Origin of the sequence: Burkholderia sp. BCC0419 (assembly GCF_902830285.1) — a bacterium.
Taxonomy (GTDB): domain Bacteria; phylum Pseudomonadota; class Gammaproteobacteria; order Burkholderiales; family Burkholderiaceae; genus Burkholderia.
On record NZ_CADESR010000004.1, the window covers coordinates 289,807 to 316,258 of the forward strand.

Sequence of the window (26,452 nt, forward strand, 5' to 3'; positions counted from 1 at the left end):
GCGAAGCCGGGGCGTTGATTCGAAAAACCGTATTATCCCGCAAACGGCGCGGGCATCGGTACCCGGCCGATCGGCCAGCCGCGCGACGCGTCGCCGCGTGCTCGGCCGAACGGCCAAAGCGGGCATTTTTTGGGCAGCCTGCGCGGCGAGGCGGCTACAATAGCGCCCATGTCAGATCCTCGCTTCGTCCATCTTCGCGTTCATTCCGAATTCTCGATCGCCGACGGCATCGTGCGCATTGACGACATCGTCAAGGCGGCGGCCGCGGACGGTCAGGGCGCGCTCGCGCTCACCGATCTCGGCAACGCATTCGGTCTCGTCCGTTTCTACCAGGAAGCCCGCGGCAAGGGCATCAAGCCGATCGCCGGCTGTGACGTCTGGATTGCCAATCCCGACGACCGCGACAAGCCGTCGCGGCTGCTGCTGCTGGTCAAGGACAAGGTCGGTTACCTGAATCTCTGCGAGCTGCTGTCGAAGGCGTGGCTCACGAACCAGTACCGCGGCCGCGCGGAACTCGACGCGAGCTGGCTCGACGGCGAGCTCGCGCAGGGGCTGCTCGCGCTGTCGGGCGCGCAACAGGGCGATATCGGGCTCGCGCTGGCCGCGGGCAACGAAGAAGCCGCGCGCCGTCACGCCGAGCGCTGGGCGCGGGTGTTTCCGGGCGGCTTCTACATCGAGCTGCAGCGTTACGGCCAGCCGGGCGCCGAGGCGTATATCCAGCAGGCCGCGACGCTCGCCGCGTCGCTGAAGCTGCCGGTCGTCGCGACGCACCCGACGCAGTTCATGACCGACGACGATTTCACCGCGCACGAGGCGCGCGTGTGCATCTCGGAAGGCGACATCCTCGCGAATCCGCGGCGCCAGAAGCGTTTCACGACCGACCAGTATTTCCGCACGCAGGACGACATGGCCGCGCTGTTCGCCGACCTGCCGTCGGCGATCGCGAACACGGTCGAGATCGCGAAGCGCTGCAACCTGAAGCTCGAGCTCGGCAAGCCGAAACTGCCGCTGTTCCCGACGCCGGACGGCATGTCGCTCGACGACTACCTGGTCCAGCTGTCGAAGGAAGGGCTCGAGACCCGCCTCGCGCAGTTGTATCCGGTCGAAGCCGAGCGCGACGCGCAGCGCGACACGTACTACAAGCGCCTCGAATTCGAGTGCGGGACCATCACGAAGATGGGCTTCCCCGGCTACTTCCTGATCGTTGCGGACTTCATCAACTGGGCGAAGAACAACGGCGTGCCGGTCGGCCCGGGCCGCGGCTCGGGCGCCGGCTCGCTGGTCGCGTACGCGCTCGGCATCACCGACCTCGATCCGCTGCGCTACAACCTGCTGTTCGAGCGCTTCCTGAATCCGGAACGCGTGTCGATGCCCGACTTCGACATCGACTTCTGCCAGCACGGCCGCGATCGCGTGATCCAGTACGTGAAGGAGAAATACGGCGCGGACGCCGTGTCGCAGATCGCCACGTTCGGCACGATGGCCGCGAAGGCGGCCGTGCGCGACATCGGCCGCGTGCTCGACCTCGGCTACATGTTCACCGACGGCATCGCGAAGCTGATCCCGTTCAAGCCCGGCAAGCACGTGACGATTGCCGACGCGATGAAGGAAGAGCCGCAGCTGCAGGAGCGCTACGACCACGAGGACGAAGTCCACCAGCTGCTCGATCTCGCGCAGCGCGTCGAGGGCCTCACGCGTAACGTCGGGATGCACGCGGGCGGCGTGCTGATCGCGCCCGGCAAGCTGACCGATTTCTGCCCGCTGTACACGCAGGGCGACGACGGCGGCGTGGTCAGCCAGTACGACAAGGACGACGTCGAAGCCGTCGGCCTCGTGAAGTTCGACTTTCTGGGTCTCACGACGCTGACGATCCTCGACTGGGCCGAGCGCTACATCCGCCGCCTCGATCCGTCGAAGGCCGACTGGTCGCTCGCGCAGGTGCCGCTCGACGATCCGGCCTCGTTCCAGATCCTGAAGAAGGCCAACACGGTCGCGGTGTTCCAGCTGGAAAGCCGCGGGATGCAGGGCATGCTGAAGGATGCGCAGCCCGACCGCTTCGAGGACATCATCGCGCTCGTGTCGTTGTACCGTCCGGGCCCGATGGACCTGATCCCGAGCTTCTGCGCACGGAAGCACGGGCGCGAGAAGGTCGACTATCCGGATCCGCGCGTCGAACCCGTCCTGAAAGAGACCTACGGCATCATGGTCTATCAGGAGCAGGTGATGCAGATGGCGCAGATCATCGGCGGCTACTCGCTCGGCGGCGCGGACTTGCTGCGTCGCGCGATGGGCAAGAAGAAGCCCGAGGAGATGGCCAAGCATCGCGAGATCTTCGCCGAGGGTGCGGCGAAGAACGGCCTCACGCGCGAGAAGTCCGACGAGATTTTCGACTTGATGGAGAAGTTCGCGGGCTACGGCTTCAACAAGTCGCACGCGGCCGCGTATGCGCTGCTCGCGTATTACACCGCGTGGCTGAAGGCGCACCATCCGGCCGAATTCATGGCGGCCAACATGACGCTCGCGATGGACGACACCGACAAGGTGAAGATCCTGTTCGACGACTGCGTCGTGAACAACCTCGCCGTGCTGCCGCCGGACATCAACCAGTCGCATTACCGGTTCGAGCCGGTCGCGGAAGCCGACGGCAAGCGCTCGCGCACGATCCGCTACGGTCTCGGCGCGGTGAAGGGCAGCGGCCAGAACGCGATCGAGGAAATCCTGCGTGCGCGCGAGGAAAAGGCGTTCACCGATCTGTTCGACTTCTGCGAACGGATCGACCGGCGCGTCGTCAACCGCCGCACGGTCGAGGCGCTGATCCGCGCCGGCGCATTCGATTCGCTGAACCCGAACCGTGCGCAGTTGATCGCGTCGGTGCCGCTCGCGATGGAAGCGGCTGACCAGGCCGAAGCGAACGCGATGCAGGCCGGCCTGTTCGACATGGGCGCCGAGTCGCCGCATGCGCACGCGCTCGTCGACGAACCCGCGTGGGACGACAAGCGCCGCCTGCAGGAAGAAAAGGCCGCGCTCGGTTTCTACCTGTCCGGCCACCTGTTCGACGCGTATCGCGACGAAGTGCGCCGCTTCGTGCGGCAGAAGGTCGGCGACCTGAAGGAAGGGCGCGACAAGCTCGTCGCCGGCATCATCGCGTCGCTGCGCACGCAGATGACCCAGCGCGGCAAGATGCTGATCGCGCTGCTCGACGACGGCTCGGGCCAGTGCGAGATCACGATCTTCAACGAACAGTTCGAGGCGAACAAGGCGTTGTTCAAGGAAGACGAGCTGCTGATCGTACAGGGGCAGGCGCGTAACGACGCGTTCACCGGCGGCCTTCGCTTCACGGCCGATACCGTGATGGATCTCGAGCGCGCGCGCAGCCGCTATGCGCAGGCCGTGCGGCTGACGATGAACGGCAACGCCGATGCGGTCGCGTTGCGCCGCGTGCTCGAGCCGCACGTGTCGAAGGACGATCCGGCCGCGGCGAACCTGGTCGAAGCGCCCGCGCCGCGCGGCGGCGGCCGCGATGGCGGTCGGCGTCCGCAGGCGCCGCTGCCGAACGGGCTTGCAGTCCAGATCCACTACAGCAATGCGCGGGCGCAAGGCGAAATGCGCCTGGGCGACGCATGGCGCGTGAAGCCGAGCGACGTGCTGCTGACGGAGCTGCGCGCGGCGTTCGACGGCAGCGTCGTCGAAATTGTCTACTGAATGTCTTTCGATTCAAATTCCTTGAGGGCACCTTGAGCGTCAAGCCTACTCTTAGCAAACCCATAGGCGGGGAAGACGCATCGTCGCCTGTGGTCGTCGCGCGCCGTCTTTGGCCGTACCTGAAACCGCTCCTGTGGGTGATGGTGGCGGGCGTACTTGCGATGGCCGTCGTCGCAGCAACGGAAGCCGGGATTCCAGCGTTGCTCAAGCCGCTGCTCGACCGCGGCTTTGGCACCAAGGGTGACGTGAGCGCGAAGCTCTACGTGCCGATCGCGGTCGTTGGTCTCGCGCTTGTGCGTGCCGCCGCTCAGTACGCGTCCAACTATCTGCTTCAGTATGTGTCGAACCGGATCCTGCTCGATCTACGGATCGAGATGTTTAACCGGATGATCCACACCGGCGTGTCGTTTTTCCAACGCGAGACCGCGAGTACGGTGATCAATGCGGTCGTCTTCGAGGTCAACCAGGTTCTGAACGTATTGCTCGGCGTGTTGATCACGCTCGTGCGCGATTCGTTGACGGTGATCTTTCTGCTTGGCTATCTGTTCTACCTGAACTGGCGGCTGACACTGATCGTTGCCGTGTTGCTGCCGTGTATCGGCTGGCTCGTTGGCAAGATCAACCGGCGGTTGCGCCGGCTGAACCGCGAACACCAGATGCTGACGAACCAGCTGGCGTACATCGTCGAGGAGACCGTGGGTGGCTATAAGGTCGTCAAGATTCACAATGGTGAACAGTACGAAATCGGCCGCTTCAACGAATTGAGCCGGCGTCTGCGCGGCTATTCGATGAGGATGATCGTGTCGGGGGGGCTTGCGCAGCCGCTCACGCAGTTTCTCGCGTCGATCGCGCTTGCTGTCGTGTTGACGATTGCCGTCGTGCAGTCCTCGAACGACCAGACGACGGTTGGTGGCTTTGTCGCATTCGTCACCGCGATGCTGCTGATCATTTCGCCGCTCAAGCACCTGATGGACGTGAACCAGCCGCTTCAGCGCGGGATGACGGCGGCCGAGTTGATCTTTGGCCTGATCGATGAACCACGCGAACCCGAAGGCGGCGGTAAGCCGCTCGAGCGGGCGACCGGCCGGGTTCGTTTCAACGACGTGTCGTTCGCGTATCACGCCGGCACCGGCAAGCCAACGCTCGACCGCGTGTCGTTCGACGTGGCGCCTGGCGAGATGGTCGCGCTCGCAGGGCCGTCAGGCAGCGGCAAGACGACGCTTGTCAACCTGATGCCACGCTTTTTCGATCCGACATCCGGAGAGATCCTCGTCGACGGCGTCGCGTTACCCGAGTATCGGTTACGTGACTTGCGTGACCAGATTGCGATGGTCAGTCAGGACGTCGTGCTGTTCAACGACACGATCGCGAGCAACGTCGCGTACGGGCAGAGCCCCGACCGCGAACGCGTGACGGCGGCGCTGCGCGCCGCGAATCTGCTCAGTACGGTCGAAGCGATGCCCGACGGGCTCGATACGCTCGTTGGCGACAACGGCATGCGCCTGTCGGGTGGCCAACGCCAGCGCCTCGCGATTGCGCGCGCGATCTACAAGGATGCGCCGATCCTGATTCTCGACGAAGCGACGTCGGCACTCGATTCCGAATCCGAGCGTCACGTTCAGGCGGCGCTCGAGACGCTGATGAAGGGCCGCACGACGCTAGTGATCGCACACCGGCTGTCGACGATCGAGCGCGCAGACCGGATTCTCGTGATGGACGGCGGCAGAATCGTCGAGAGCGGCAGCCATGCGGCGCTGCTTGAATCCGGTGGCCTGTATGCCCACCTGCATCGGATCCAGTTCCAGCAGGAGGCCGGGTGAGTGTCGTGCGGGCTCGTGTCGCGAGTGCCGGGATGAAGATCGGTCTGTCGGCCAATGCGCTGAAACACGGGGGCGGCCTCGAGCGCTACGCGATCGATATCGCGCGGGGAATGGCGGAGGCGGGCGTGACGCCCGCGTTCTTCGCGCGGTCCGTCGACGCGTCGATTCCGGAGGCGCGGCTCGTCGAGCCGCATCGGATCAACGTATCGTTCCTGCCCAGCAAGCTGCGCGACGAATGGTTCTCATGGCGGCTCCGCGGTGCACGCCGCGCGGCCGACGTTGATGTGCTGATCGGCTGTAATCGGGTCGTCTGCTCGGAGATCGCGATTTGCGGCGGCACACATCGAGGGTTCTTGCGTGCGATCGGCCGAGCACCGGGCTATTTCGACCGGCGCCAGATTGCGCTCGAGAGCCGGCAGTACGCGAATGCGCGCTATGTTGTCGCGCATTCGCAAATGATGCGTGACGAACTGCGCACGCTGTACGGCGTCGATGACGCCAGAATTCGCATGCTGTATCCCCCCGTCGATGCGCAGCGCTTCACACCTGTCGGCGACGATGAGCGCAAGGCGTTGCGGCGCCGCTTCGGTTTCGGCGAGCGCGACGTCGTGCTGCTGTTTCCGTCGAGCAGCCACGTGCGCAAGGGCTTGCCGCTGATCGAGGCTGCGCTGCAGGGTACGGACGCGTCGATCGTCGTCGCGGTGGCCGGCCGCCCGCCCGAGCGGACATCGGCACAACTGCGCTACATCGGCTACGTGAAAGACATCGAGGACGGATACCGCGCGGCGGATTACACGATTCTTGCATCGAAATACGAGCCGTTCGGGCTGGTCGGCATCGAGTCAGTTATGTGCGGGACGCCCGTGATCTTGCCGCCCACGCTCGGCTGCCATGACGTAATTGCGGACCCTGCGAAGCTGACGTTCGCGGCGGACGATGTCGATGCGCTGCGCGCCGTGCTGGTGACGGCCGCAAACCGTGTGCGAGCCGGCGACCGGGTCGCCGTCGCGCGCGACGCGGTAGGCTACGACCCAGGCGTGCGCCATCATGTCGAGCAATTGCTCGCGCTGGCCCGCGCGGCCTGGGCGCCGGCGTAGCGGCGTCCGGGCCTGCAAGGGGCAATTTGTCAGACGGCTTCCGGTTCGGGGGCGCGAAGGGGCGATGGTATACTCTGGCGACCTGTTTGGGTGGTGCGGCTGGCCATTCCGCTCCGGTGATTCGAGCCGGTTGGTCGGCGCGATTTGCTCCGTGCAAATACTTATTTAATTCACAATGATCATGGTGATTCGTGTGACGACTCGGCTGTTCGGCGGGCCGATGCGCGTCGCGAATTTTGCCATCGAGACAGCCCGCTGTTAACCGATGAGCCGTTTCCCCGGACGTATCCACATCTTCGCGCGGGCTCTGCCGAGATTGCTGTGCAAGCCGCTGCGGCGCAGGCCTCGGCAACCGGCGAGCATTTTCATCGCGCATCACCTTCTGCTCGGCGACACGCTGTTGCTGACACCATTGCTGGCGAAGCTGCGCGAACAATACCCGCACGCACGCATCGCGCTCGCGTGTCCGAAGGCGATCGCACCTCTGTATGCGGGCGAACCGTTTGGCGTTCAGGCGTTGGCCTTCGATCCGCGTGACTCCGTGTCGGTGCGCCGCTTGCTGGCATCGGGGCCTTATGATCTCGGCTTCGTCGCAGCGGACAACCGTCACAGCTGGCTCGCGCTTGCGGCCGGCTGCCGCTGGATTGTCGCGCACGACGGCGATTCTCCCGCGTGGAAGAACTGGCCGGTCGACGAGCCCCGCCCGTACCCCGATGCCCAGGCCGCGTGGGGCGACCTGATCGCAGACCTGGTCGACGGTCCTCCCCCACGTGCATACCGGCCGGACGACTGGCCGGTGCCGCCGCCGAGCGTCGAGTTGCCAGCGACGCTTCGGGAGCGGCCATACGTGGTGCTGCATCCGGGCGCCAGCACGATGGTCAAGCGCTGGCCGGTCGAGCGCTGGCGAGCGCTGGCGGCCGACATGGAGGCGGGCGGCTATCGGGTGGTGTGGAGTGGCGGCAAGAACGAAGCCGACCTGATCGAACAGATCGGGCCGCGCGCCGGGCAGCCGAACTTCGCCGGGAAACTCGGTCTCGCCGATCTTTGGCATCTCTATGCGGGCGCCAGGGCAGTTGTCTGCCCCGATACGGGCGTCGCGCATCTCGCGCGCCTCGTCGGCGTACCGACCGTCACGCTGTTCGGGCCTGGCAGCGCGTTGGTTCACGGTGCCGGACGCTACTGGCGCGACGTTCCGTTCGCCGCCGTAACGATCGCGGACATGCCATGCCGCGATCAACCCTATATTTTCCGGCGTCACGTCCAGTGGATTCGGAGATGTGACCGCGACGCCACGACATGCGTCGCGTGGCACGACGGCTGCGCGGGATGCATGAGCGGGCTGTCGGTGGACGCGGTCCGTGGCGCACTGCAACAAGTTCTGGTGCAAGTTCGATGACTGTAATTGCGGCGCGTATGGAGCGTCTTCTGTGGATTGGCTGCCCCGTTCTGATGTTCGCGGTCATGTTCGGGCACATGGCGGCGTTCGTGAACTGCAGCATGGTGCTGGTCGGGATTGCGCTGATCGGTGCCGCTTGCGTGCGGGGGCGGCCGGCAGTGTTCCGGTGGCCATTGTTTCTCCCGATCGTCGGCTGGGCGGCTTGGAGTTTTGCGGCCACCCGCTGGTCGGTGTTTCCGGACGTCAGCCGGCATGCGTGGTTCGACGAGGTCGTGTATCCGCTGCTGTCGTTTTGGGGCTTCTGGCTGTTCGGCACGCGGGTCGAGCGGCCGGAACGCGTCACGCTGACCGTGTGGTTCGCGTGCGCGTTGCTTGCTGCGATCAGCGTGATCTACTGGGGCAAGTTGCAGCCGCCGACACCCGAAACATTCCCGTTGCGCTTCTATGCACGGGTGGGGCATACGAGTACGCTCGTTGCGTTCGCAATGGCGCTGTTTTGCGCGTTCTTCGTACCCAAGCGCGGCTGGCGCTGGGTCGGCGTGACGGGACTCGTGTTTTGCGGGATGGTCGGGCTTGCCACCCTCAATCGCTTCTTCTGGCCTGCTGCCGCGGTGGTGTTGCTGATCGGTCTTTATCCGCTGTACCGGCATCATCTGCTGCTGGCGGCCCTGGCAGCGGTCGTCGTCGGCGCCGGTGCGATCGGTACGCTCGAAATTAGTGCGCGGCTGCGCTATCACGATTCGCAGCCGCCGCTGGCCGCGTCGCGCGACATCTCGATCGCCGGCGTGCGGCTGTATGTGCCGCCCGGCATGACCGCAGTCGGCGACACGCTGTCGTCGGACACACGACCCAAGCTGTGGAAGTTCTATGACGAGCAGGGCAGTCGGCACACATGGCTCGGTATTGGTTTCGGCAAACCGGTGCCGGGAATGGCCTACCGCAGCGAGATGCCGCCCGAGTTGCTGGCGCTCGAACCACAGGCGCTGACGCACGCGCACAATCTTTTCCTGAATACGTGGCTGCAGACCGGACGCATTGGGCTGACGCTGGAGGCGCTGCTGCTGGCGACGCTCGGCATCGCGTTCTGGCGGTTGCGCAAGGTCGAGCCGTGGATCGCGGTGGGCGGCATCGCGCTTGTTGTCGGGATGGTCACGAAGAATCTGGTGGACGATTTCATGTGGCAGACGACGATCCTGGCATTCTGGGCATTTGCCGGGCTGATGCTCGGGTATGGCGAGCGACGCGCAGGCGTGCGTCGCGCGCAGCCGGGAAGCGCGTCGTGAACGCCATCGCAAGCCGCGCCGAAGCAGGCAGGCCGATCGCGAACGGCAAGCCCGTGCGATTGCTGTTCCATATCGACGACTTCGGGCGGGGCGGCACGGAAACCGCGCTGGTCGCATGGCTGAATGCGCTGGATCGTCGCCAGTTCGCGCCCGCGTTGTCGGTGGCGTTCCCGACCGACGATCTCGATGCGCTGCGACGCAGCGGCGCGATTCCCGCTGACGTACCGGTTCACGTGCTGGCGGAGGCTCGCTGGTCGCATGTGCTGCATCAGGTCGAGCGCCGCCGGCGGCTACGCTTCGGCGAGAAGCTGGCGCACAAGCTGATGACCCACGTAGCAGTTCGTTCGCTCGTCGCGCGTCGTTTCCTGCGGATCGCGGCCGGCTTCGACGTCGTCTGCGATTTCGACTTTTCACTGCGGCGTATAGCCGGTCGCGGCTCTGCGCGCTGGTTCGGTGTGAGCCATTACAGCTTCGTTGCGCGCTTCGGGAACAAGAGCGATGCATACATGGCTCGGCGCACGCGACAGTATGCGTGCTATGCGGCGATCGCCATGCTCACGCCCGCGATGCGGCGTGAGGCGGAGAAGATGTTCGCCGGGGCCGGCGTGCGGATCGCCGATCTGCCGAACGTGATCGACGTAAATGTGATCCGTCGCCGCGCCGAGGCTGATTTCGAGCGGCCGGCGAGCCGCTTCGTCGTATCGGTCGCCCGGCTCGACGAAGGACAGAAAGATCACCGCACATTGCTGCACGCCTACGCGAGGTGGCGCGCACGCAGTGCGGACGTCCCGGCGCTTGTGCTGCTCGGTGACGGCCCGGACCGCCGGACGCTCGAGCAACTGGCTGCGGAATTGGGAGTGCGCGATGCCGTCACCTTTGTCGGCTATTGCGCGAATCCGTTCCCGTTCATTCGCGCGGCCGACGCACTGGTGCTCAGCAGCCGCTACGAGGGCGCACCGATGGTGCTCGGCGAGGCGATGGCGCTCGGTACGCCGGTTCTGGCGGCAGATTGCCCGACGGGGCCGCGCGACCTGCTGGACGACGGCAACGCGGGCCTGCTTGTGGCGGTTGGCGATATCGACGCGATGTCGGCCGCGCTCGAGCGGATCGTCACCGATGCGTCCCTGCGCGCGTCGCTCGCGGCAGGCGCAGCGGCGAAGGTCGCCTCGCTCGACGTGGCGGCCGCGAACCGGCGAATCGCATCGCTCATCGATGGCTTGCTTACGGCGTAACGACTGGTGTTCGATGGTTTGCTACAGGCGATTTCGCTAAAATGGTGTGTTCTGATTCACCGACACCTGCCGTGACTGTTCCCCTCACGCTCGATGCGCCGCCACGCAGCATTCTCGTTTCCTGCACCCGCCGGATCGGCGACGTGCTGCTGGCGACGCCGCTGGTCCGTTCGCTGAAGCGGCGCTGGCCCGACGCACAGATCGACATGATCGTGTTCAAGGGCACCGAAGGCGTGCTCGAGCACAACCCCGACATCCGTCGCGTGATCGTCGTCGCCCAGCGAGCGAAGCCGCGCGAGCGGTTCGCCGACGCTTTCAGGCTGTGGCGGCGCTACGACCTCGCATGCGCGGCGATCAGCTCGGATCGCGCCCGTTTCTATACATGGTTCGGCGGGCGCCGGCGCGTGGGGCTCGTCGATCCGGAGCGGGTCACGCGGCTGACGCGTTTCATGCTGGACGGTATCGCGCTCAACCGGCACGGCGAGGTCCATACGGTGACGAGCAGTCTCGCGATTGCCGAAGCGCTCGGCGTGACGCCTTGCGCGGAAGTGGTCGCCCCCGGCATCGGCACCGATCCGGCGCGCATCGCGCGCTTCGACACGCTGCTGTATGGGCCGGCCGCGCTGTCGAGTACGCGACAGCACATCGTGCTGCACCCATCCCCGATGTTCCGTTACAAACAGTGGCGCGAGGACGGCTGGGTCGAACTGATCCGCTGGGCGCGCGCAAGCGGCTTCGACGTCGCGCTGAGCGGTGGGCCGGGCGCGGCGGAGATCGAGTATGCGCAGCGGATCGTGGCTGCCGCGGGCGAGCCGGTCGCGAATTTCGTCGGACGCCTGACGTTCGGCGAGACCGCCGAACTGATTCGCCGGGCACGGCTGTTCGTGGGGCCGGACACCGGCGCGACCCACGTCGCTGCCGCGTGCGGGACGCCGACGCTCGCGCTATTCGGGCCATCCAACCCGGTACGCTGGGGGCCGTGGCCCGCCAACTGGCCCGCGCACGACGAGCCTTGGCCGCTGCGCGGCTCGGCAGAGCGCGGCAACGTCTATCTGATGCAAGGCGACGGCGAGTGCGTGCCCTGCAAGCTCGAAGGCTGCGACCGTCATCTCGAAAGCTGGAGCCGCTGCCTGACGGAACTCTCCGCGCAGCGCGTGATTGCCGTCGCGACGGCGCTCGTCGAAGGCCGGCCGGCCTTCGAGGCTCCGCGCGAATCGGTGATCGACGTGTCGGCGTTGCCGCGCAGCGGCGCGTAACCCGCGCGCCGTCGGCGCATTGCCCGCCGTGACCGCCTAGCGGCCAGACGCGTGCGTGTCGTCGTGCGCGAGCTTCAGGAAGCGGTAGTACACCGTCTCCGCGTTGAATACCGCGATCATCAGTCCCGCACGCCCGTCGAGGAACCCGCGGCGGATGACGTAGGTCCGCACGAACGCCCAGATCCCCCGCCGGATGGCCTTGCCGACCGTCGCCCGCTCGCCGGCCGCGCGGCGCTGTCGTGCACCGGCGCTCGAATACGCGTCGAGTTTGCGCAGCACCGCTTCGAGGTCGTCGTACGAATAATGGAGCAGCCTGCCGTCGAGCCGCTCGGCGCGGCCGTCGAACACCAGCCGCTCGTGGACGAGGTCGTCCGAGAAGCGGGCGGCGTTGCGCCGGAACAGGCGCGGTATCCAGTCCGGATACCAGCCGCTGTGATGCACCCAGGTGCCGCAAAATGCCGACAGGCGATCGATCGCATAGACGTCGGCCCGCGGCGCGCCGATCGCAGCACGGATCGATGCGGCCAGTTCGTCCGACACGACTTCGTCGGTATCGATCGACAGCACCCAGTCGGTCGACAGCGCCGCGAGTGCGCGATTCTTCTGCGGGCCGAAGCCCGGCCAGTCGGCGGCGACGATCACCCGGGCGCCATGCGCGCGGGCGATCTCGACGGTGTCGTCGGTGCTGCCGCCGTCGACGACAACGACGTCGTCCGCGAAGGCGAGCGCGTCGAGGCACTGCGCGAGCCGGCGGGCCGCGTTGTGGGCGATGATGGCGACGCCGAGCGTAGGTTCAGCCATGAAAAATCGTTCGGATCGAAGGTGAGCGAGAGTATACCCGCTGCCTCGTGCGTGACGCCGCGCAACCGGCGGGCCCTGCGAGCTGTGCTAGCCTTGTCCGGCCGTGGCGTCATCCCGGCGCCGGCGGTTCGACGGGAGGTGGATGATGGTAACAAGGCACCCGATTCTTGCCGTTTTGTTCATGGCCGCCGCGTTGGCGGCGTCGACGTTGGCCAGCGCACAGCAGGACGACCGGCGGCATGATCATGGCAATGGCCATGCGTACGGGCACGACAAGCACGACATGCGCAAAGGGCCCGGCCGCGCTGAAGACGTGCCGCCGCGCTGGGCCGACCAGCCGCGCCGCGACTGGCACAGGGGCGACCGGCTGCCGGAGGAGTTCCGCGATCGCCAGTATGTGGTCGACGACTGGCGCGGCTACCGCCTGAGTGCGCCGCCGCGCGGCTATCACTGGGTCGGCGTCGGCGGCGACTACCTGCTCGTGCAGATCGGCTCGGGCATCGTGCTGCGGGTCGGTCCGTAACCCGGTCCGTAACCGTCACGCAGCGTTCCGATCGTTCATCCGGCTGCCGGGCGCGTTGCCCGGCACCGCGTCACTTTGCCGCCGCGCGGCGGAACCAGCGCCGCTCGATTCTCGACATCACCCAGCACACGCCCAGCGCACACACCGTGCCGAGCGCCACTTCGCCGAGCCGGATCAGCGGAACGTCCCACAGCGGGCCATTGCCCGGGAACAGCAGCACGATCGTCGCGGTCACGCCACCGAGCCGTGCCGCGCTGCCGATGTTCAGGCACCAGCAGCAGACGATCACGACCGCGACCGTGATCGCATACGCGACGAGGCGATCGCCGCCCAGCGCCGCACCGGCGAAGCCGAGGATGCCGCCGACCATCGCGCCGATGAACTGGTCGCGCGACAGCGACATCGTGTCCGAGTAGTTGTGCTGCGTGACGGCGATCGCGGTGATCGCCGCCCACACGGCCTGCTCGGTATGCATCGCGCGGCCGATCGCATACGCGAGGCACGCGCCGCAGACGGCCTGCAGCGCCATCAGCCCGCCTTGCGCGAGCCGCTCGCTGAATGACAGCCCCTTGAACAGATCGAAGATCGACTGCTGGATCTGCTGGCGGGCTTCGTTGAGTGTCCTGATCGTATCCATCGTGCGTCGGCCAAGAAGCGGGTAGCGGCGGCGCGCCGCCGTCAATGCGCCTGTTCGGGCGAGGCGGGCGCCGGTTCGTCGGTCGTCGCATCGCCGTTCTCGACGCGAGTTTCGGGCATCACGAGCCAGACCAGCAGCACCGCGAGCGCGCCGGCGGCCGCGAGCCCGAAGAAGCTGACCGCGTTGCCGAAGTGATCGGCGACGTAGCCGGCCACGGCCGTGCTGAGCGTCGCGCCGATCCCGGCGGCGAGCCCGAACAGCCCGATACACAGGTTGTAGCGGCCCTTGCCGCCCGCGACGTCGGCCGCGATCAGCGGCAGCATCACGCCGAACACGGCCGCGCTGATGCCGTCGAGCATCTGCACCGGCACGAGCAGGTACGGGCTGCTGACGCCGGCGAACAGCAGCGCGCGCACCGGCAGCGCGGAGAAGCCGAGCAGCAGGATCGGCCGGCGCCCCCAGCGCTGCGCGGAGCGGCCGACCCACGGCGACAGCATCGCGACGATCGCCTGCGGCACGATGATGCACGCGGCGATCACGAGCTGCACGTTCTCGCCCATCCCGGCCGTGACTTCGCCGGCAGCGAGGTTCAGCATCGCGGCGTTCGACAGGTGGAACAGCACGACGCAGGCCGCGAAGATCAGCATCCGGCGGTCGCGCAGCAGCTCGAGCAGCGTTTCGCGCTCGCCGGCTTCGTCGAGGTCGTCAGGCTTCGACGACTGCGGAATCACCTGGTGCGTCGGCTGGATCATCGCAAGTGCGAACAGCGCGGGCAGCGCCAGCACGGCGGTCAGCCAGAACACCGCGCGCGCGGAGAAGTATTCGCCGGTCAGCCCCATCAGGCCCGCCGCGACCGCACTGCCGATCGATGCCCAGCGCGCGTTGCGGCCGAGCCGGTCGCCGAGGTCGGCGCGGCCGACGAGCGAGAACGAGATCGCGGCCATCGCCGGCACCAGCATGCAGCTCGCGAAGCCGTGGAACACCTCGGCCGCGATCACCGGCACGATCGTCGGGCTCGACGCGAGCAGCACCGCGGACAGGATGATGGCCGCGATCGCCCACGCGGCCGCGCCTTTCTTGTTCTTCAGCGCATCGACGGCCGCGCCGCCCGGTACCTGGCTGACCATCGCGCTGATCGTGCCGATCGACAGCACCATGCCGATCTCGCCCTGCGTCCACTTGTGCGACGCGAGATAGGACGCGATGAACGGACCGAACCCGGTTTGAACGTTTGCAACGAAAAAGTTGAGCCAGTCGAGGGAGCGGAGACTGCGAACGCTGACGGAATGCTTGATCGTCATCGGGTGGCACTCGCAGACGAAGCCGGCGCGGCCGGGGCAACAGGCGGGAAGACCGCGACGATCGGCTTGTCGGCCGCGTACGGCGGCGATGCCTTGATCTGCGCGTCGTTCAGGTCGAGCTGCGGGTGCAGCGCCTTGTCGCGCGTGACGAAGCGCAGCGCGCCCCAGCTTGCGGCGATCGAACGGCGGTCGGTATTGACGAGGCCGCCGAGGTCGAGCACGACGGCCTGCGGCTGGGCGCCGCGGTCGATCAGCACGTCGACGATGCGGCCGATCTTCGTGCCGTTCGGGCGCTCGACATCGCTGTCGAGCATCGGCAGCCGCGTCGCCGGCGACGCCGCGGCCGAGCCCGACAGCGGCACGGCCTTCGGCCGCGCGGCGGGCGGCAGGTCGCCCGACGGCACGTCGAGCACGATCGGCTCCTGTTTGCCGCCCGGCGTGAAGCGGAACACGTTCCACGGGAAGATGACCTTGCGGTCGCCGATCCCCATGAAGCCCTGCAGGTTGACGATCATCTCGCGCGGCTTGCCGCTCGCGTCGACCACCATGTCGACTGCGCGACCGACCACCTTGCCGTTGCGGCGCGCGACTTCGCTGTCGAGCAGCGCATGGATCTGGGTACGGTCGAGCGAGCGCGTCGCGACGAGCGGCGGGGGCGGAGGCGGCGGCGGGGTCGGCGATTCGGGGCGCTGCACGGGCTTGGGCCGCGTCACCTCGCGGTGCGGCTTCTTCGGCGCTTCCGGTTCCTCCGGGTGCGTCGGCGCGGGCACGGGCGGCATCGTCAGCGGCTCGCCGGCGGTTTCCTCGACAGGCTCGACGAGCGCCTCGCTGATCGGCGCGGGCGGGTTCTGGACCGGCAGCAGCCCGCAGCCGGACAGCAACGCGGCGACGGCGAGAATCAGGAAGACCGTCGAGGACGGCAACGACTTGCAGGATGCGGGAAACGGGAGTCCGCCGCTCATTGACACTCACTCCATGGGTCGGGGGCGGCCCGAGGGCACGCGGCTGGCGATGGATGGCGGGTGCGGGCGGCGCACCACGCGAGGTGAGAGTTTAACGTGTCTTGCTTTCAGGACCGATATCGATGGCTTGTTGCAGGCGGACCGTGGGGAAAAGGAAGGGATCGGAGGCCGTCGCGGGGGGCTCCCGCGACTGATCGACGACGATGCGGGCACCGGCGCCGCTGCCGTCGGTGCGTTGGCTCGGCTACGCGGATAGCGACATCGGCGCCGCAACGCCAGCGGCCATCATGATCATTCGGAAGCAGCAGCGCCGGCCTGGCCCGCCGTCATGACGGGCGGGCACGGGCGTTGTCCGAAGCAGCGTGAACCCGGGAAATCAGGCGTCCGGATACCACGCATCGGCGAATTCGCTGACCTGGACGTCCTTCAGTTCCGGACGGGCGGCCAGCCATCCGCGCACGAGCTCGCGATCGGCGTCGGTCGTCGTGCCGCGCGGCGCGCCGGAGATCACGTACGCGCCGATGCCTTCGTCCGCGGACGCGACGGTCAGCAGCCCGTTCGCTTCGACGAAGTCGATGAATGCGTCGATTAACTGGCCGCGCTCGAGGTCGGTCATGTCGTTGCGGTAATGCGCGGTGGCGTTGAACGAGAGTTCCTGGAATTCGCCGATGTGGAGTTTCTTGCGCTGGCGGCGGTTGTGGCCTTGGCTCATGGTGTGTGCTGAGTGAATGAGAGGTGAGAAAGGATAGCGCGGCAGATGGCGCGGGCACCCTGTCGACGTGCGGCATGGGCGAGGCTGGAGGCGAAAGCGGGCGTATCGCGGGACAGTGCCCGAAACTGTTCTTAAACAATTGCGCGAGGCGCCGTTCGCCGTGCGGCCTGGTCAAGCGGCCTATTGCGCGCCTGACCGAATGATACAGGGATGGCGAGCGTGTTCGGCTTTGCTAAGGTCTGCGGTCATTCGAACAACGACGAGGGCCGTATGTCGGACAATCGCCATGCGTACGACGGGCGTGAGGATCTCACGCCTGCAGCCGTCATCATGTTCAGCACGGTGCGCCGGTACAACGCCGTCGCCAAACCAGAAGACAGGGTGTTCTGATCGTGCCGACCGATACGTGGGAAAAGCTGGCCATATTTACACGTGAAGAGCTTGGTCGACCGTTGTTCGGCGGTCAGCTGAGGATCGAACCATCGTCGCGCCTCGAAGAGGATCTGGGCGTGACCGGAGTCGACGCAGTCGAGTTCATCGACACATGGGCAGAAACGTTCGGCGTGCATGTCTCTGAGTTCCCCTACGACCGCTACTTCGGTCCTGAGGGGCAAGACATGGTGACGACGTTTCTCGCGCTGTTTTCGGAGCGTTATCGCAAGCCGCCGCGCGTACCCCTGACACTCGGCATGCTGGAAGAAGCGATGCGTCTCGGCCGATGGGATAGCGACGCAATCGAGCGCTTCGCACGGAAAGCAACCGGCGAGGAATAGCCGTTCGGCGATGCATGCAGGTGCGGAAATCCGTGCCGCGCCGGGCAGGCATCGCGCAACCGCACAAGAACGCACCGTCACATCAGCACGATATCGTACTGCTCCTGGCTCAGATTCGATTCGACCTGCAGCGACACCGGCTTGCCGATGAAGTCGATCAGCATCGCGAGATGCTGCGATTCCTCGTCGAGGAACAGGTCGATCACCTGCTGTGCGGCGATCACGCGAAACTCGCGCGGGTTGAACTGCCGCGATTCGCGCAGGATCTCGCGCAGGATGTCGTAGCACACGGTGCGCGACGTCTTCACCTGGCCCTTGCCCTGGCAGGTCGGGCATGGTTCGCACAGCACGTGCGCGAGCGACTCGCGCGTGCGCTTGCGCGTCATCTCGACGAGCCCGAGCTGCGAAAAGGTATTGACTGTCACGCGCGTGCGGTCGCGCGACAGCGCCTTCTTCAGCTCGGACAGCACCGCGTCGCGATGCTCGGCGTTCTCCATGTCGATGAAGTCGATGATGATGATCCCGCCGAGGTTGCGCAGCCGCAGCTGCCGCGCGATCGTGTGCGCGGCCTCGAGGTTGGTCTTGAAGATCGTGTCGTCGAAGTTGCGCGCGCCGACATAGCCGCCCGTGTTCACGTCGATCGTCGTCATCGCTTCCGTCTGGTCGATCATCAGGTAACCGCCCGACTTCAGGTCGACGCGGCGCGACAGCGCGCGCTGGATCTCCGCCTCGATGTTGTACAGGTCGAACAGCGGCCGTTCGCCCGTGTAGTGATGCAGCTTCGGGCTCACGGCCGGCGTGAACTCGCCCGCGAATTCCGCGAGGCGCTGGTACGTCTCGCGCGAATCGACCTGGATGCGCGTCGTGTCGTCGTTCGCGAAATCGCGCAGCACGCGCTGCGCGAGATCGAGATCCTGGTACAGCAGGCTCGTCGCCGGCAGCCGCTGCGCTTGCGCGACGATCGTCGCCCAGGTCTTGCGCAGGTACGTGACGTCGCCGGCCAACTCGTCGGAGGTGGCGTCCTCGGCGATCGTGCGCACGATGTAGCCGCCTTTCTCGTCCGGCGGGATCACGGCCGTCAGGCGTGCGCGCACGGCCTCGCGCTCGGCCTCGCTCTCGATCTTCTGCGAGATGCCGATATGCGGCTCTTGCGGCAGGTAGACGAGCGTGCGGCCCGCGATGCTGACCTGCGTCGACAGCCGCGCGCCCTTCGTGCCGATCGGATCCTTGATCACCTGCACCATCAGCGTCTGCCCCTCGAACACGATCTTCTCGATCGGCTGGTGCGGCGTGCCCGACTGCGGCTCGCCCGCGAGGCGCGGATGCCAGATGTCGGCGACGTGCAGGAACGCCGCGCGCTCGAGGCCGATGTCGATGAACGCCGACTGCATGCCGGGCAGCACGCGCACGACCTTGCCGAGATAGATGTTGCCGACCCGCCCGCGCGACAGCGTGCGCTCGACGTGAAGCTCCTGCACCGCGCCTTGCTGGACGAGTGCGACGCGCGTTTCCTGCGGCGTGAGGTTGATCAGGATTTCTTCGTTCATGGGCGGCTCAGAAGGCGACGCGTGCGGTACGCAGCAGCGCGGCAGTCTCAAAAAGGGGCAGACCCATGATACCTGAATGGGATCCGTCGATTCGCTCGATGAATTCGGCCGCGCGGCCCTGGATCGCGTACGCGCCGGCCTTGCCGAACGGCTCGCCGGTTTCGACGTAGCGCGCGTACGCGTCGCGCGACGCGGCCGCGAAGCGCACCGACGACCGCGACAGCGCGGGCGGCAGCAGTTCGCCGCTGGCATCGATCACGGCGACGGCGGTCAATACTGCGTGTTCGCGGCCGGCGAGGCGGGTGAGCATCGCGAGCGCATCGTCGGCGTCGGCCGGCTTGCCGAGGATCGCGCCGTCGATCGTCACGGTCGTATCGGCCACCAGCACCGGCGCGGCCGGCTTGCCGCTCGCGACGAGGCGCGCACGCGCGGCCTCGGCTTTCGCGACGGTCACGCGCCGCACATACGCGTCGGCGGCTTCGCCGGGCAGTTCGGCTTCGAGCGCCTCGGCGTCCTCGTCGGGACGCGGCAGCAGCAGCTCGAAGCGTACGCCGATCTGCTGCAGCAGCTCCTGGCGGCGCGGGCTTTGCGAAGCGAGGTAAAGCGTCTGGAAAAGCGGGGTCGGAAAAAGCGCGGGGGACGTGCTGGACGGCATGGTGTCGTTATCTCGTTGAGCGCGCGCGGCGCGCGTCTCGAGGACGACACGTCATGCGCGGTGGTAGGGGTGATTCTGCGTGATGCTCCACGCCCGGTAAAGCTGTTCGGCGAGCAGCACGCGCACCATGCCGTGCGGCAGCGTCATGCTCGAGATACGTAGCAGCACGTCGGCGCGCGCTTTCAGGTCCGGATCGAGCCCGTCGGCGCCGCCGATCACGAACGCGACGTCGCGGCCGTCCTGCTGCCAGCCGGGCAGCGCCTGCGCGAGCTGCATCGTGGTCCAGTCGCGGCCGCGCTCGTCGAGCGCGACGATGCGCGCGCCCTTCGGCAGCGCGGCCTCGATCTTCTGCCGCTCGGCCGCCATCACGCTTTCGGCGCTGCGGCCGCCCGAACGCAGTTCAGGCTTGATTTCGCGCAACTCGATGCGCAGTTCGGGCGGCATCCGCTTCGTGTATTCGTCGAAGCCGGATGCGATCCAGCCCGGCATCTTGTGGCCGACCGCGAGGATGAAAAGCTTCATCGGGAGACGCGTGACGGCTTAACGGCGGCGGGCGGCCGTCTTGCGCGCCGGGCGTGCGGGCGCTTCTTCCTCTTCCTCGTCGTCTTCGCTCGCCGTGGCGAAGCCGTTGCCCTTGCCGCCGCCGAGCTTCATCCGCACGGGCTTGTCGCCCCAGATTTCCTCGAGGTTGTAGTACTGGCGCAGCGCCGGTTGCAGGATGTGCACGACCGCGTCGCCGCAGTCGACCAGCACCCATTCGCCGGTGTCCTCGCCTTCGGAGCTGACGACGTCGCCGCCGGCTTCCTTGACCTTGTCGCGCACGTTCGACGCGAGGGCCTTGGTCTGGCGGTTGGAGGTGCCCGATGCGACGACCACGCGGTCGAACAGTTCGGTCAGGTGGCTGGTGTTGAACACCTTGATGTCTTGCGCCTTGACGTCTTCGAGGGCGTCGACGATCACGCGCTGCAGTTTACGAATATCCATGGATTCAGGAATGGTAGAGGCGATGTTGAAGAATATAGGCCCATACGGCGGCCGGCACATGTTCGGCCGACGCGTCGGGCATTTGCGCATGGCGCGCGATGCATTCGCGCAGGTGCGTGCGGATGTCGGTCGCGGCGATGTCGAACGAAAGGGTCGTATCGATCAGCAGGCGGCCTGCCGGCGTGGCCTTGAGCACGTCGGCGCCGGCCTGCCGCGCGGCGATCTCCCGCGCGACGTCCGGCGGCGCCGCGCCGAGCTCGAAGCCCGGGCGCGTCGACACGCCGATGTGCGCGTAGTCGAACAGCGTGCGCCAGTCGCGCCACGTATCGAGGCGCACGAGCTGGTCGGCGCCGATCAGCAGCGACAGCGACGCATCCGGGCCGATCCGCTCGCGCCAGCGCGCGAGCGTCTCGACCGTGTAGGTCGGGCCGGTGTGCTCGATCTCGTCGGTGGCGACGGTCACGCTCACGCCCGGCACGGACAGCGTGGCGGCGGCCGCGCGCGTCATCGCGAGCCGGTGCTCGGCGGCCGACACGTCGCGCTTCTGGTACGGCTGCCCGGCGGGCAGCAACACGAGTTCGGTCAGGTCGAGCAGCCCGGCGAACCGGCGCGCGAGCGCGAGATGGCCGTCGTGGATCGGGTCGAAAGTACCGCCCAGCAAGCCGATACGACGCGGCAGCGGGGCGGGGCGGGTGGTGGTGTCCAGAAACGGCGTCCTTTCGTTGGGGCAGCGGGGGCGCGCGGGCTCAGACCCAGTCGCGCGGCACGAGGAAGTCGCTGGTCAGGCGCGCTTCCGGCGAACCCGGCTCGGGCTGCCAGTTGTAGCGCCAGTTCGCGACCGGCGGCATCGACATCAGGATCGACTCGGTCCGGCCGCCGCTTTGCAGGCCGAACAGCGTGCCGCGGTCGAACACGAGGTTGAATTCGACGTAGCGGCCGCGGCGGTATGCCTGGAAGTTGCGCTCGCGCTCGCCATACGGCAGCCCGGCGCGGCGCTCGACGATCGGCAGGTAAGCCTGCAGGAACGCATCGCCGACGCTTTGCATCATGTCAAACGAGCGTTCGAAACCGGGCTCCGAGAAATCGTCGAAGAAGATCCCGCCGATGCCGCGCATCTCGTTGCGGTGCTTCAGGAAGAAGTATTCGTCGCACCATTGCTTGAAGCGCGGGTAGAGCTCGATGCCGAACGGGTCGAGCGCATCCTTGCAGGTCTGGTGGAAGTGCCGCGCGTCGTCCTCGAAACCGTAAACCGGTGTCAGATCCATGCCGCCGCCGAACCAGAACACGGGGGCCTCGCCCGGTTTCGTCGCGATCAGCATCCGCACGTTCATGTGCACGGTCGGGCAGTACGGATTGCGCGGGTGCAGCACGAGCGACACGCCGAGCGCCTCGAAGCCGCGGCCCGCGAGCTGCGGGCGCGCCGCGCTCGCCGACGGCGGCAGCGCGTCGCCCGCGACGTCGGAAAAGCCGATTCCCGCGCGTTCGAACACGCGGCCGCCTTCGAGAATCCGCGTGCAGCCGCCGCCGCGCAGGCGTTCGGCCGGCCCGCGCTGCCACGTGTCGGTCGCGAGCGGCGTGCCGTCGAGCGCGCCGAGCGCGTCGGCGATACGTGTCTGCAGGCCCTGGAGGTACGTGCGCACACGCGTCACGTCGTAGGTCGAATCGGTCATGTCTGGACTGGCTGCCCCCGCCCTGAGCGGGGGCCGTAAAAAAAGCGTCTGCCGGGCATTCTATCGAACCCCGGCAGACGGGCCGCCGCCGCGAGGGCGCGGGGCGGCGATGGCGACGTCACGCGCTCTTGCGGTTGAGCGCGCGAAAGCCGATGTCGCGGCGGTACTGCATGCCTTCGAAATTGATCTGGTTGATCGTGTCGTACGCATGCTGCTGCGCTTCGCGCACCGAATCGGCGAGGCCGACCACGCACAGCACGCGGCCGCCGGACGTCACGAGCTTGTCGCCGTCGGCGAGTGTCGTGCCCGCATGGAACGTCACGGCCTGTGCGGTCTCGGCCGGGATCCCGTTGATGCGGTCGCCCTTGCGCGGCGTGTCCGGATAACCGTGCGCGGCCAGCACGACGCCGAGCGCGGTGCGGCGATCCCAGTCGAGCTCGACGGTGTCGAGCGTGCCCGCGATCGCCTGCTCGACGACCTTCGAGAAATCGCTCTTCAGGCGCGCCATGATCGGCTGCGTTTCCGGGTCGCCCATCCGGCAGTTGAACTCGAGCGTGCGCGGATTGCCGTCCTTGTCGATCATCAGGCCCGCGTACAGGAAGCCCGTGAAGCGGATGCCGTCCTTCTCCATCCCGCGCACGGTCGGCATGATGATCTCGCGCATCACGCGTGCGTGCATCTGCGGCGTGACGATCGGCGCGGGCGAATACGCGCCCATGCCACCGGTGTTCGGGCCGCGATCTTCGTCGAGCAGGCGCTTGTGGTCCTGGCTGGAAGCCAGCGCCAGCGCGTGCTTGCCGTCGACCATCACGATGAAGCTGGCTTCCTCGCCATCGAGGAATTCCTCGATCACGACGCGTGCGCCGGCGTCGCCCAGCTTGTTGCCCGACAGCATCATGTCGACGGCCGCATGCGCTTCTTCCAGCGTCATCGCGACGACGACGCCCTTGCCGGCCGCGAGGCCGTCGGCCTTCACGACGATCGGCGCACCCTTCGCGTCGATGTATGCGTGGGCGGCGGCCGCGTCGGCGAAGGTTTCGTAGTCGGCGGTCGGGATGCCGTGGCGCTTCATGAACGCCTTCGCGAAATCCTTCGAGCTTTCGAGCTGCGCGGCTTCGCGGGTCGGGCCGAACACCTTCAGGCCGCGCGCGCGGAACAGGTTGACGATGCCGGCCGCGAGCGGTGCTTCCGGCCCGACGAGCGTGAACGCGACGCCTTCGCGTTCCGCGAAATCGGCGAGTTCGTCGAGCGACGTGATGTCGACGTTCTTCAGACGCTCGTCCTGCGCCGTGCCGCCATTGCCGGGCGCGACGTAGACCATCTGGACGCGCGGCGACTGCGCGAGCTTCCACGCCAGCGCATGTTCGCGGCCGCCGGAACCGACGACGAGTAGTTTCATGGGATTCCCCGCAGACTAGAAAACAGGGCGGCCGGCACGCTCAGGCGCGCCGGCCGCGAAATCGGTCGGGCCGCCGTCGCAACGCTGCGCACGGCGGCCGGCATCTCATTCCTCGACGATGACGGCGTTCGTATACACGTCCTGCACGTCGTCGAGGTTCTCGAGTGCGTCCAGGAGCTTCTGCATCTTCGCCGCGTCGTCGCCGGTGAATTCGACTTCGTTCTGCGGCTTCATCGTCACTTCGGCGAGTTCGGCCTTGAAGCCCGCGGCTTCGAGTGCATCCTTCACCGCCGAGAACGCCTGCCAGTCGCACAGCACTTCGATCGAGCCGTCGTCGTTCGTGTTCACGTCGTTCGCGCCGGCTTCGAGCGCGGCTTCCATCAGCGCGTCTTCCGACGTGCCGGGCGCGAACAGGAACTGGCCGACGTGATCGAACATGAATGCGACCGAGCCGTCGGTGCCCATGTTGCCGCCGAACTTCGAGAATGCGTGGCGGACTTCCGCGACCGTGCGGGTGCGGTTGTCGGTCAGCGTGTCGACGATGATCGCCGCGCCGCTGATGCCGTAGCCTTCGTAACGGATCTCTTCGTAGTTCGCGCCGTCCGCGCCGCCGACGCCGCGGTCGATCGCGCGCTTGACGTTGTCCTTCGGCATGTTCGCGTCGGCTGCCTTGTCGACCGCGAGACGCAGGCGCGGGTTCGAGTTGACGTCGCCGCCGCCGAGGCGCGCCGCCACCTGGATTTCCTTGATCAGGCGGGTCCAGATCTTGCCGCGCTTCGCGTCGGCCGCAGCCTTCTTATGCTTGATGTTGGCCCATTTCGAATGACCAGCCATACCTTTCTCCGTGCCCGGGCGCGCAGCGCGGGCGATTGTTGCAATGTGTCGTTGAATCGGCGGCCGTGTCGGCGGGCATGAAGCCGCGGGGCCGCGCGTGTCGAGTGGAACGTGATTTTATCACGCGGCGACCGCCGGTTCGGGGCCGCCGCGCATGGCCGAACGGCCGGGGCGGCCGTCGCGGCGCGCCGGGATGCGCGGCGCGACGGCGCCGGCCGCCCGGTTCGGTCAGTTCTTGGTGCCGAACAGGCGGTCGCCGGCGTCGCCCAGGCCCGGCACGATGTACGCGTGCTCGTTCAGGTGCGAGTCGAGCGACGCGACGAACAGCTTCACGTCCGGGTGCGCGTCCTGGAACACCTGCACGCCCTCGGGCGCGGCGACCAGCGCGACGAACATGATGTTCGCGGCCGGCACGTTGCGGCGCTTGAGCACGTCGACCGCATGCACGGCCGAATAGCCGGTCGCGACCATCGGGTCGCACAGGATGAAGATGCGGTCTTCCAGGTCCGGCAGGCGCACCAGGTATTCGACCGGGCGGTGATCCTCGGCGCGGTACACACCGATGTGGCCGACGCGCGCCGACGGCACCAGGTCGAGCAGCCCGTCCGACATTCCGATGCCCGCGCGCAGCACGGGCACGATCGCGAGCTTCTTGCCCGCGATCACCGGCGCGTCGACCGCCACCAGCGGGGTTTTGACCCGCTTGGTCGTGATCGGCAGGTTGCGGGTGATCTCATAGCCCATCAGCAGCGTGATCTCGCGCAGCAGTTCGCGGAACGTGCGCGTCGACGTGTCCTTGTCGCGCATGTGCGTGAGCTTGTGCTGGATCAGCGGGTGATCGGTGATGAAGAGGTTCGGGAAACGGCTGTCCTGTTTCATGACGGGGTGCCTTGGCGGCAAAAGGGGATCGGGGGCGGCGGCGGGCACGGGCCGGCCGTCACTTATGGCCGCAATTTTACCAAGGCGCGCCGCGCGATCCGGATATTATCGACGTCTCTCGACAATCCGCGTGCCGCGCACGCCCGTTCGCCTGCCCGCCGGCGGCAACGCGGGGCCGCGCCGGCACGCGCGCCACCAGGGAAGCGACGATGGATCTCGGCATTGAAGGAAAGACCGCGCTCGTGTGCGCGGCCAGCAAGGGCCTCGGGCGTGGCTGCGCGGAAGCGCTGGCCGCCGAGGGCGCGAACCTCGTGATCGTCGCGCGCACGCGCGACACGCTGGAGGAAACCGCGGAAGAGATCCGCGCCGGCGCGAACGTGTCGGTCACTGCGGTCGCGTGCGACATCACGACGCCGGACGGCCGCGCGGCCGCGCTCGCCGCGTGCCCGCAGCCGGACATTCTCGTGACGAATGCCGGCGGCCCGCCGCCCGGCGACTTCCGCGATTTTTCCCACGACGACTGGATCCGCGCGCTGGAGGCGAACATGCTGACGCCGATCGAGCTGATCCGGGCGACCGTCGACGGGATGATCGGCCGCGGTTTCGGCCGGATCGTCAACATCACGAGTTCGGCCGTGAAGGCGCCGATCGACGTGCTCGCGCTGTCGAACGGCGCGCGCTCGGGGCTGACCGGCTTCGTCGCGGGGCTGTCGCGCAAGGTCGCGGGGCAGGGCGTGACGATCAACAACCTGCTGCCGGGGCTGTTCGACACCGACCGGATCGCGACGACGCTCGCCGCGTCGGCGAAGGCGCAGGGCGTGTCGGTCGACGAGATGCGCGCGCGGCGCACCAAGGACATCCCGGCCGGGCGCCTCGGCACGCGCGCCGAATTCGGCGCGGCCTGCGCGTTCCTGTGCAGCGTGCACGCCGGCTACATCACCGGGCAGAACTGGCTGCTCGACGGCGGCGCGTATCCGGGCACGTTCTGA

Annotated in this window: 25 protein-coding genes; 11 read left to right on the plus strand and 14 right to left on the minus strand. The window is 67.2% G+C overall.

Annotated features, from left to right (window positions below):
• The first annotated feature begins 168 nt into the window (after window positions 1–168).
• From dnaE to HWW87_RS23290, 7 genes are all read left to right on the plus strand, one after another.
• Window positions 169–3,702 carry a DNA polymerase III subunit alpha gene (gene dnaE, locus HWW87_RS23260; protein WP_175822325.1) on the plus strand — a complete coding sequence of 1,178 codons (3,534 nt, stop codon included), beginning with the start codon at window positions 169–171 and terminating at the stop codon, window positions 3,700–3,702.
• Between the two features lie 32 nt (window positions 3,703–3,734).
• Window positions 3,735–5,522, plus strand: coding sequence for a lipid A export permease/ATP-binding protein MsbA (msbA, locus tag HWW87_RS23265; protein ID WP_175822391.1), 1,788 nt, complete (start codon window positions 3,735–3,737; stop codon window positions 5,520–5,522).
• 32 nt (window positions 5,523–5,554) lie between these two features.
• A complete protein-coding gene (locus HWW87_RS23270; RefSeq protein ID WP_175822326.1) occupies window positions 5,555–6,619 on the plus strand; it encodes a glycosyltransferase family 4 protein in 1,065 nt (354 codons plus the stop codon).
• A gap of 265 nt (window positions 6,620–6,884) precedes the next feature.
• Entirely contained in the window at window positions 6,885–8,015 is a 1,131-nt protein-coding gene (locus HWW87_RS23275; protein ID WP_175822327.1) for a glycosyltransferase family 9 protein, read from the plus strand.
• Entirely contained in the window at window positions 8,012–9,298 is a 1,287-nt protein-coding gene (locus HWW87_RS23280; protein ID WP_244107326.1) for an O-antigen ligase family protein, read from the plus strand. Before HWW87_RS23275 ends, HWW87_RS23280 begins: the two co-directional genes overlap by 4 nt.
• Entirely contained in the window at window positions 9,295–10,530 is a 1,236-nt protein-coding gene (locus HWW87_RS23285; RefSeq protein ID WP_175822393.1) for a glycosyltransferase, read from the plus strand. Before HWW87_RS23280 ends, HWW87_RS23285 begins: the two co-directional genes overlap by 4 nt.
• A 41-nt stretch (window positions 10,531–10,571) precedes the next feature.
• Window positions 10,572–11,786 carry a glycosyltransferase family 9 protein gene (locus tag HWW87_RS23290; RefSeq protein WP_175822328.1) on the plus strand — a complete coding sequence of 405 codons (1,215 nt, stop codon included), beginning with the start codon at window positions 10,572–10,574 and terminating at the stop codon, window positions 11,784–11,786.
• 36 nt (window positions 11,787–11,822) lie between these two features.
• Here the strand turns inward: HWW87_RS23290 and HWW87_RS23295 are convergent, their stop codons facing one another.
• Complete coding sequence (locus HWW87_RS23295) at window positions 11,823–12,587, minus strand: glycosyltransferase family 2 protein (protein WP_175822329.1); 765 nt, start codon at window positions 12,585–12,587, stop codon at window positions 11,823–11,825.
• 142 nt (window positions 12,588–12,729) lie between these two features.
• Here HWW87_RS23295 and HWW87_RS23300 point away from each other — a divergent pair, with 142 nt between their 5' ends.
• Window positions 12,730–13,110: an RcnB family protein gene (locus HWW87_RS23300; RefSeq protein WP_175822330.1), complete on the plus strand. Its 381-nt coding sequence runs from the start codon at window positions 12,730–12,732 to the stop codon at window positions 13,108–13,110.
• A gap of 70 nt (window positions 13,111–13,180) precedes the next feature.
• On the opposite strand, the gene HWW87_RS23305 is transcribed toward HWW87_RS23300, so the two are convergent.
• From HWW87_RS23305 to HWW87_RS23320, 4 genes are all read right to left on the minus strand, one after another.
• Window positions 13,181–13,747, minus strand: coding sequence for an FUSC family protein (locus HWW87_RS23305; protein ID WP_174433041.1), 567 nt, complete (start codon window positions 13,745–13,747; stop codon window positions 13,181–13,183).
• A gap of 41 nt (window positions 13,748–13,788) precedes the next feature.
• Complete coding sequence (locus tag HWW87_RS23310) at window positions 13,789–15,048, minus strand: MFS transporter (RefSeq protein ID WP_174433042.1); 1,260 nt, start codon at window positions 15,046–15,048, stop codon at window positions 13,789–13,791.
• Entirely contained in the window at window positions 15,045–16,010 is a 966-nt protein-coding gene (locus HWW87_RS23315; protein ID WP_174433043.1) for a PRC-barrel domain-containing protein, read from the minus strand. The genes HWW87_RS23310 and HWW87_RS23315 overlap by 4 nt, the downstream gene beginning before the upstream one ends.
• 376 nt (window positions 16,011–16,386) lie before the next feature.
• Entirely contained in the window at window positions 16,387–16,722 is a 336-nt protein-coding gene (locus tag HWW87_RS23320; RefSeq protein ID WP_069618124.1) for a 50S ribosome-binding protein YggL, read from the minus strand.
• A 210-nt stretch (window positions 16,723–16,932) separates the two neighbouring features.
• On the opposite strand from HWW87_RS23320, the gene HWW87_RS23325 reads away from it, so the two are divergent.
• Window positions 16,933–17,112 (plus strand): hypothetical protein, encoded by a 180-nt coding sequence (locus tag HWW87_RS23325; protein ID WP_175822331.1) that lies wholly within the window; start codon window positions 16,933–16,935, stop codon window positions 17,110–17,112.
• Window positions 17,113–17,114: 2 nt separating this feature from the next.
• A complete protein-coding gene (locus tag HWW87_RS23330) occupies window positions 17,115–17,495 on the plus strand; it encodes a DUF1493 family protein (protein WP_175822332.1) in 381 nt (126 codons plus the stop codon).
• 77 nt (window positions 17,496–17,572) lie between these two features.
• Here the strand turns inward: HWW87_RS23330 and rng are convergent, their stop codons facing one another.
• The 9 genes from rng to upp all read right to left on the minus strand — a co-directional run bounded on the left by rng (window position 17,573) and on the right by upp (window position 25,463).
• Window positions 17,573–19,042 carry a ribonuclease G gene (gene rng / locus HWW87_RS23335; RefSeq protein WP_174389088.1) on the minus strand — a complete coding sequence of 490 codons (1,470 nt, stop codon included), beginning with the start codon at window positions 19,040–19,042 and terminating at the stop codon, window positions 17,573–17,575.
• Window positions 19,043–19,049: 7 nt separating this feature from the next.
• The gene (locus HWW87_RS23340) at window positions 19,050–19,697 is read right to left on the minus strand and encodes a Maf family protein (protein WP_175822333.1); all 648 of its coding nucleotides are present in this window, start codon (window positions 19,695–19,697) and stop codon (window positions 19,050–19,052) included.
• 51 nt (window positions 19,698–19,748) lie between these two features.
• Window positions 19,749–20,219: a 23S rRNA (pseudouridine(1915)-N(3))-methyltransferase RlmH gene (gene rlmH / locus HWW87_RS23345; RefSeq protein WP_034208007.1), complete on the minus strand. Its 471-nt coding sequence runs from the start codon at window positions 20,217–20,219 to the stop codon at window positions 19,749–19,751.
• Window positions 20,220–20,237: 18 nt separating this feature from the next.
• Entirely contained in the window at window positions 20,238–20,681 is a 444-nt protein-coding gene (gene rsfS, locus HWW87_RS23350) for a ribosome silencing factor (RefSeq protein ID WP_006484266.1), read from the minus strand.
• Window positions 20,682–20,685: 4 nt separating this feature from the next.
• Window positions 20,686–21,387 carry a nicotinate-nucleotide adenylyltransferase gene (locus HWW87_RS23355; protein ID WP_175822394.1) on the minus strand — a complete coding sequence of 234 codons (702 nt, stop codon included), beginning with the start codon at window positions 21,385–21,387 and terminating at the stop codon, window positions 20,686–20,688.
• Between the two features lie 40 nt (window positions 21,388–21,427).
• Complete coding sequence (gene hemF, locus HWW87_RS23360) at window positions 21,428–22,351, minus strand: oxygen-dependent coproporphyrinogen oxidase (RefSeq protein ID WP_175822334.1); 924 nt, start codon at window positions 22,349–22,351, stop codon at window positions 21,428–21,430.
• Between the two features lie 118 nt (window positions 22,352–22,469).
• Complete coding sequence (gene purD / locus HWW87_RS23365) at window positions 22,470–23,750, minus strand: phosphoribosylamine--glycine ligase (RefSeq protein ID WP_174433048.1); 1,281 nt, start codon at window positions 23,748–23,750, stop codon at window positions 22,470–22,472.
• A gap of 105 nt (window positions 23,751–23,855) precedes the next feature.
• Entirely contained in the window at window positions 23,856–24,584 is a 729-nt protein-coding gene (locus HWW87_RS23370; protein WP_006478227.1) for a YebC/PmpR family DNA-binding transcriptional regulator, read from the minus strand.
• 228 nt (window positions 24,585–24,812) lie between these two features.
• A complete protein-coding gene (gene upp / locus HWW87_RS23375; RefSeq protein ID WP_175822335.1) occupies window positions 24,813–25,463 on the minus strand; it encodes a uracil phosphoribosyltransferase in 651 nt (216 codons plus the stop codon).
• Between the two features lie 209 nt (window positions 25,464–25,672).
• On the opposite strand from upp, the gene HWW87_RS23380 reads away from it, so the two are divergent.
• Complete coding sequence (locus tag HWW87_RS23380) at window positions 25,673–26,452, plus strand: SDR family oxidoreductase (RefSeq protein ID WP_175822336.1); 780 nt, start codon at window positions 25,673–25,675, stop codon at window positions 26,450–26,452.

Excerpts from the sequence above, each read along its gene's own strand:
- HWW87_RS23320 (WP_069618124.1), bottom strand. The coding sequence starts at position 16,722 with ATGAGCCAAGGCCACAACCGCCGCCAGCGCAAGAAACTCCACATCGGC.
- HWW87_RS23275 (WP_175822327.1), top strand. The coding sequence starts at position 6,885 with ATGAGCCGTTTCCCCGGACGTATCCACATCTTCGCGCGGGCTCTGCCG.
- rlmH (WP_034208007.1), bottom strand. The coding sequence starts at position 20,219 with ATGAAGCTTTTCATCCTCGCGGTCGGCCACAAGATGCCGGGCTGGATC.
- HWW87_RS23310 (WP_174433042.1), bottom strand. The coding sequence starts at position 15,048 with ATGACGATCAAGCATTCCGTCAGCGTTCGCAGTCTCCGCTCCCTCGAC.
- rsfS (WP_006484266.1), bottom strand. The coding sequence starts at position 20,681 with ATGGATATTCGTAAACTGCAGCGCGTGATCGTCGACGCCCTCGAAGAC.
- purD (WP_174433048.1), bottom strand. The coding sequence starts at position 23,750 with ATGAAACTACTCGTCGTCGGTTCCGGCGGCCGCGAACATGCGCTGGCG.
- HWW87_RS23325 (WP_175822331.1), top strand. The coding sequence starts at position 16,933 with ATGGCGAGCGTGTTCGGCTTTGCTAAGGTCTGCGGTCATTCGAACAAC.
- HWW87_RS23315 (WP_174433043.1), bottom strand. The coding sequence starts at position 16,010 with ATGAGCGGCGGACTCCCGTTTCCCGCATCCTGCAAGTCGTTGCCGTCC.
- rng (WP_174389088.1), bottom strand. The coding sequence starts at position 19,042 with ATGAACGAAGAAATCCTGATCAACCTCACGCCGCAGGAAACGCGCGTC.
- HWW87_RS23280 (WP_244107326.1), top strand. The coding sequence starts at position 8,012 with ATGACTGTAATTGCGGCGCGTATGGAGCGTCTTCTGTGGATTGGCTGC.
- hemF (WP_175822334.1), bottom strand. The coding sequence starts at position 22,351 with ATGACCGATTCGACCTACGACGTGACGCGTGTGCGCACGTACCTCCAG.
- HWW87_RS23295 (WP_175822329.1), bottom strand. The coding sequence starts at position 12,587 with ATGGCTGAACCTACGCTCGGCGTCGCCATCATCGCCCACAACGCGGCC.
- HWW87_RS23270 (WP_175822326.1), top strand. The coding sequence starts at position 5,555 with ATGAAGATCGGTCTGTCGGCCAATGCGCTGAAACACGGGGGCGGCCTC.
- HWW87_RS23380 (WP_175822336.1), top strand. The coding sequence starts at position 25,673 with ATGGATCTCGGCATTGAAGGAAAGACCGCGCTCGTGTGCGCGGCCAGC.
- HWW87_RS23305 (WP_174433041.1), bottom strand. The coding sequence starts at position 13,747 with ATGGATACGATCAGGACACTCAACGAAGCCCGCCAGCAGATCCAGCAG.
- upp (WP_175822335.1), bottom strand. The coding sequence starts at position 25,463 with ATGAAACAGGACAGCCGTTTCCCGAACCTCTTCATCACCGATCACCCG.
- HWW87_RS23290 (WP_175822328.1), top strand. The coding sequence starts at position 10,572 with ATGGTGTGTTCTGATTCACCGACACCTGCCGTGACTGTTCCCCTCACG.
- dnaE (WP_175822325.1), top strand. The coding sequence starts at position 169 with ATGTCAGATCCTCGCTTCGTCCATCTTCGCGTTCATTCCGAATTCTCG.
- HWW87_RS23370 (WP_006478227.1), bottom strand. The coding sequence starts at position 24,584 with ATGGCTGGTCATTCGAAATGGGCCAACATCAAGCATAAGAAGGCTGCG.
- HWW87_RS23340 (WP_175822333.1), bottom strand. The coding sequence starts at position 19,697 with ATGCCGTCCAGCACGTCCCCCGCGCTTTTTCCGACCCCGCTTTTCCAG.
- HWW87_RS23300 (WP_175822330.1), top strand. The coding sequence starts at position 12,730 with ATGATGGTAACAAGGCACCCGATTCTTGCCGTTTTGTTCATGGCCGCC.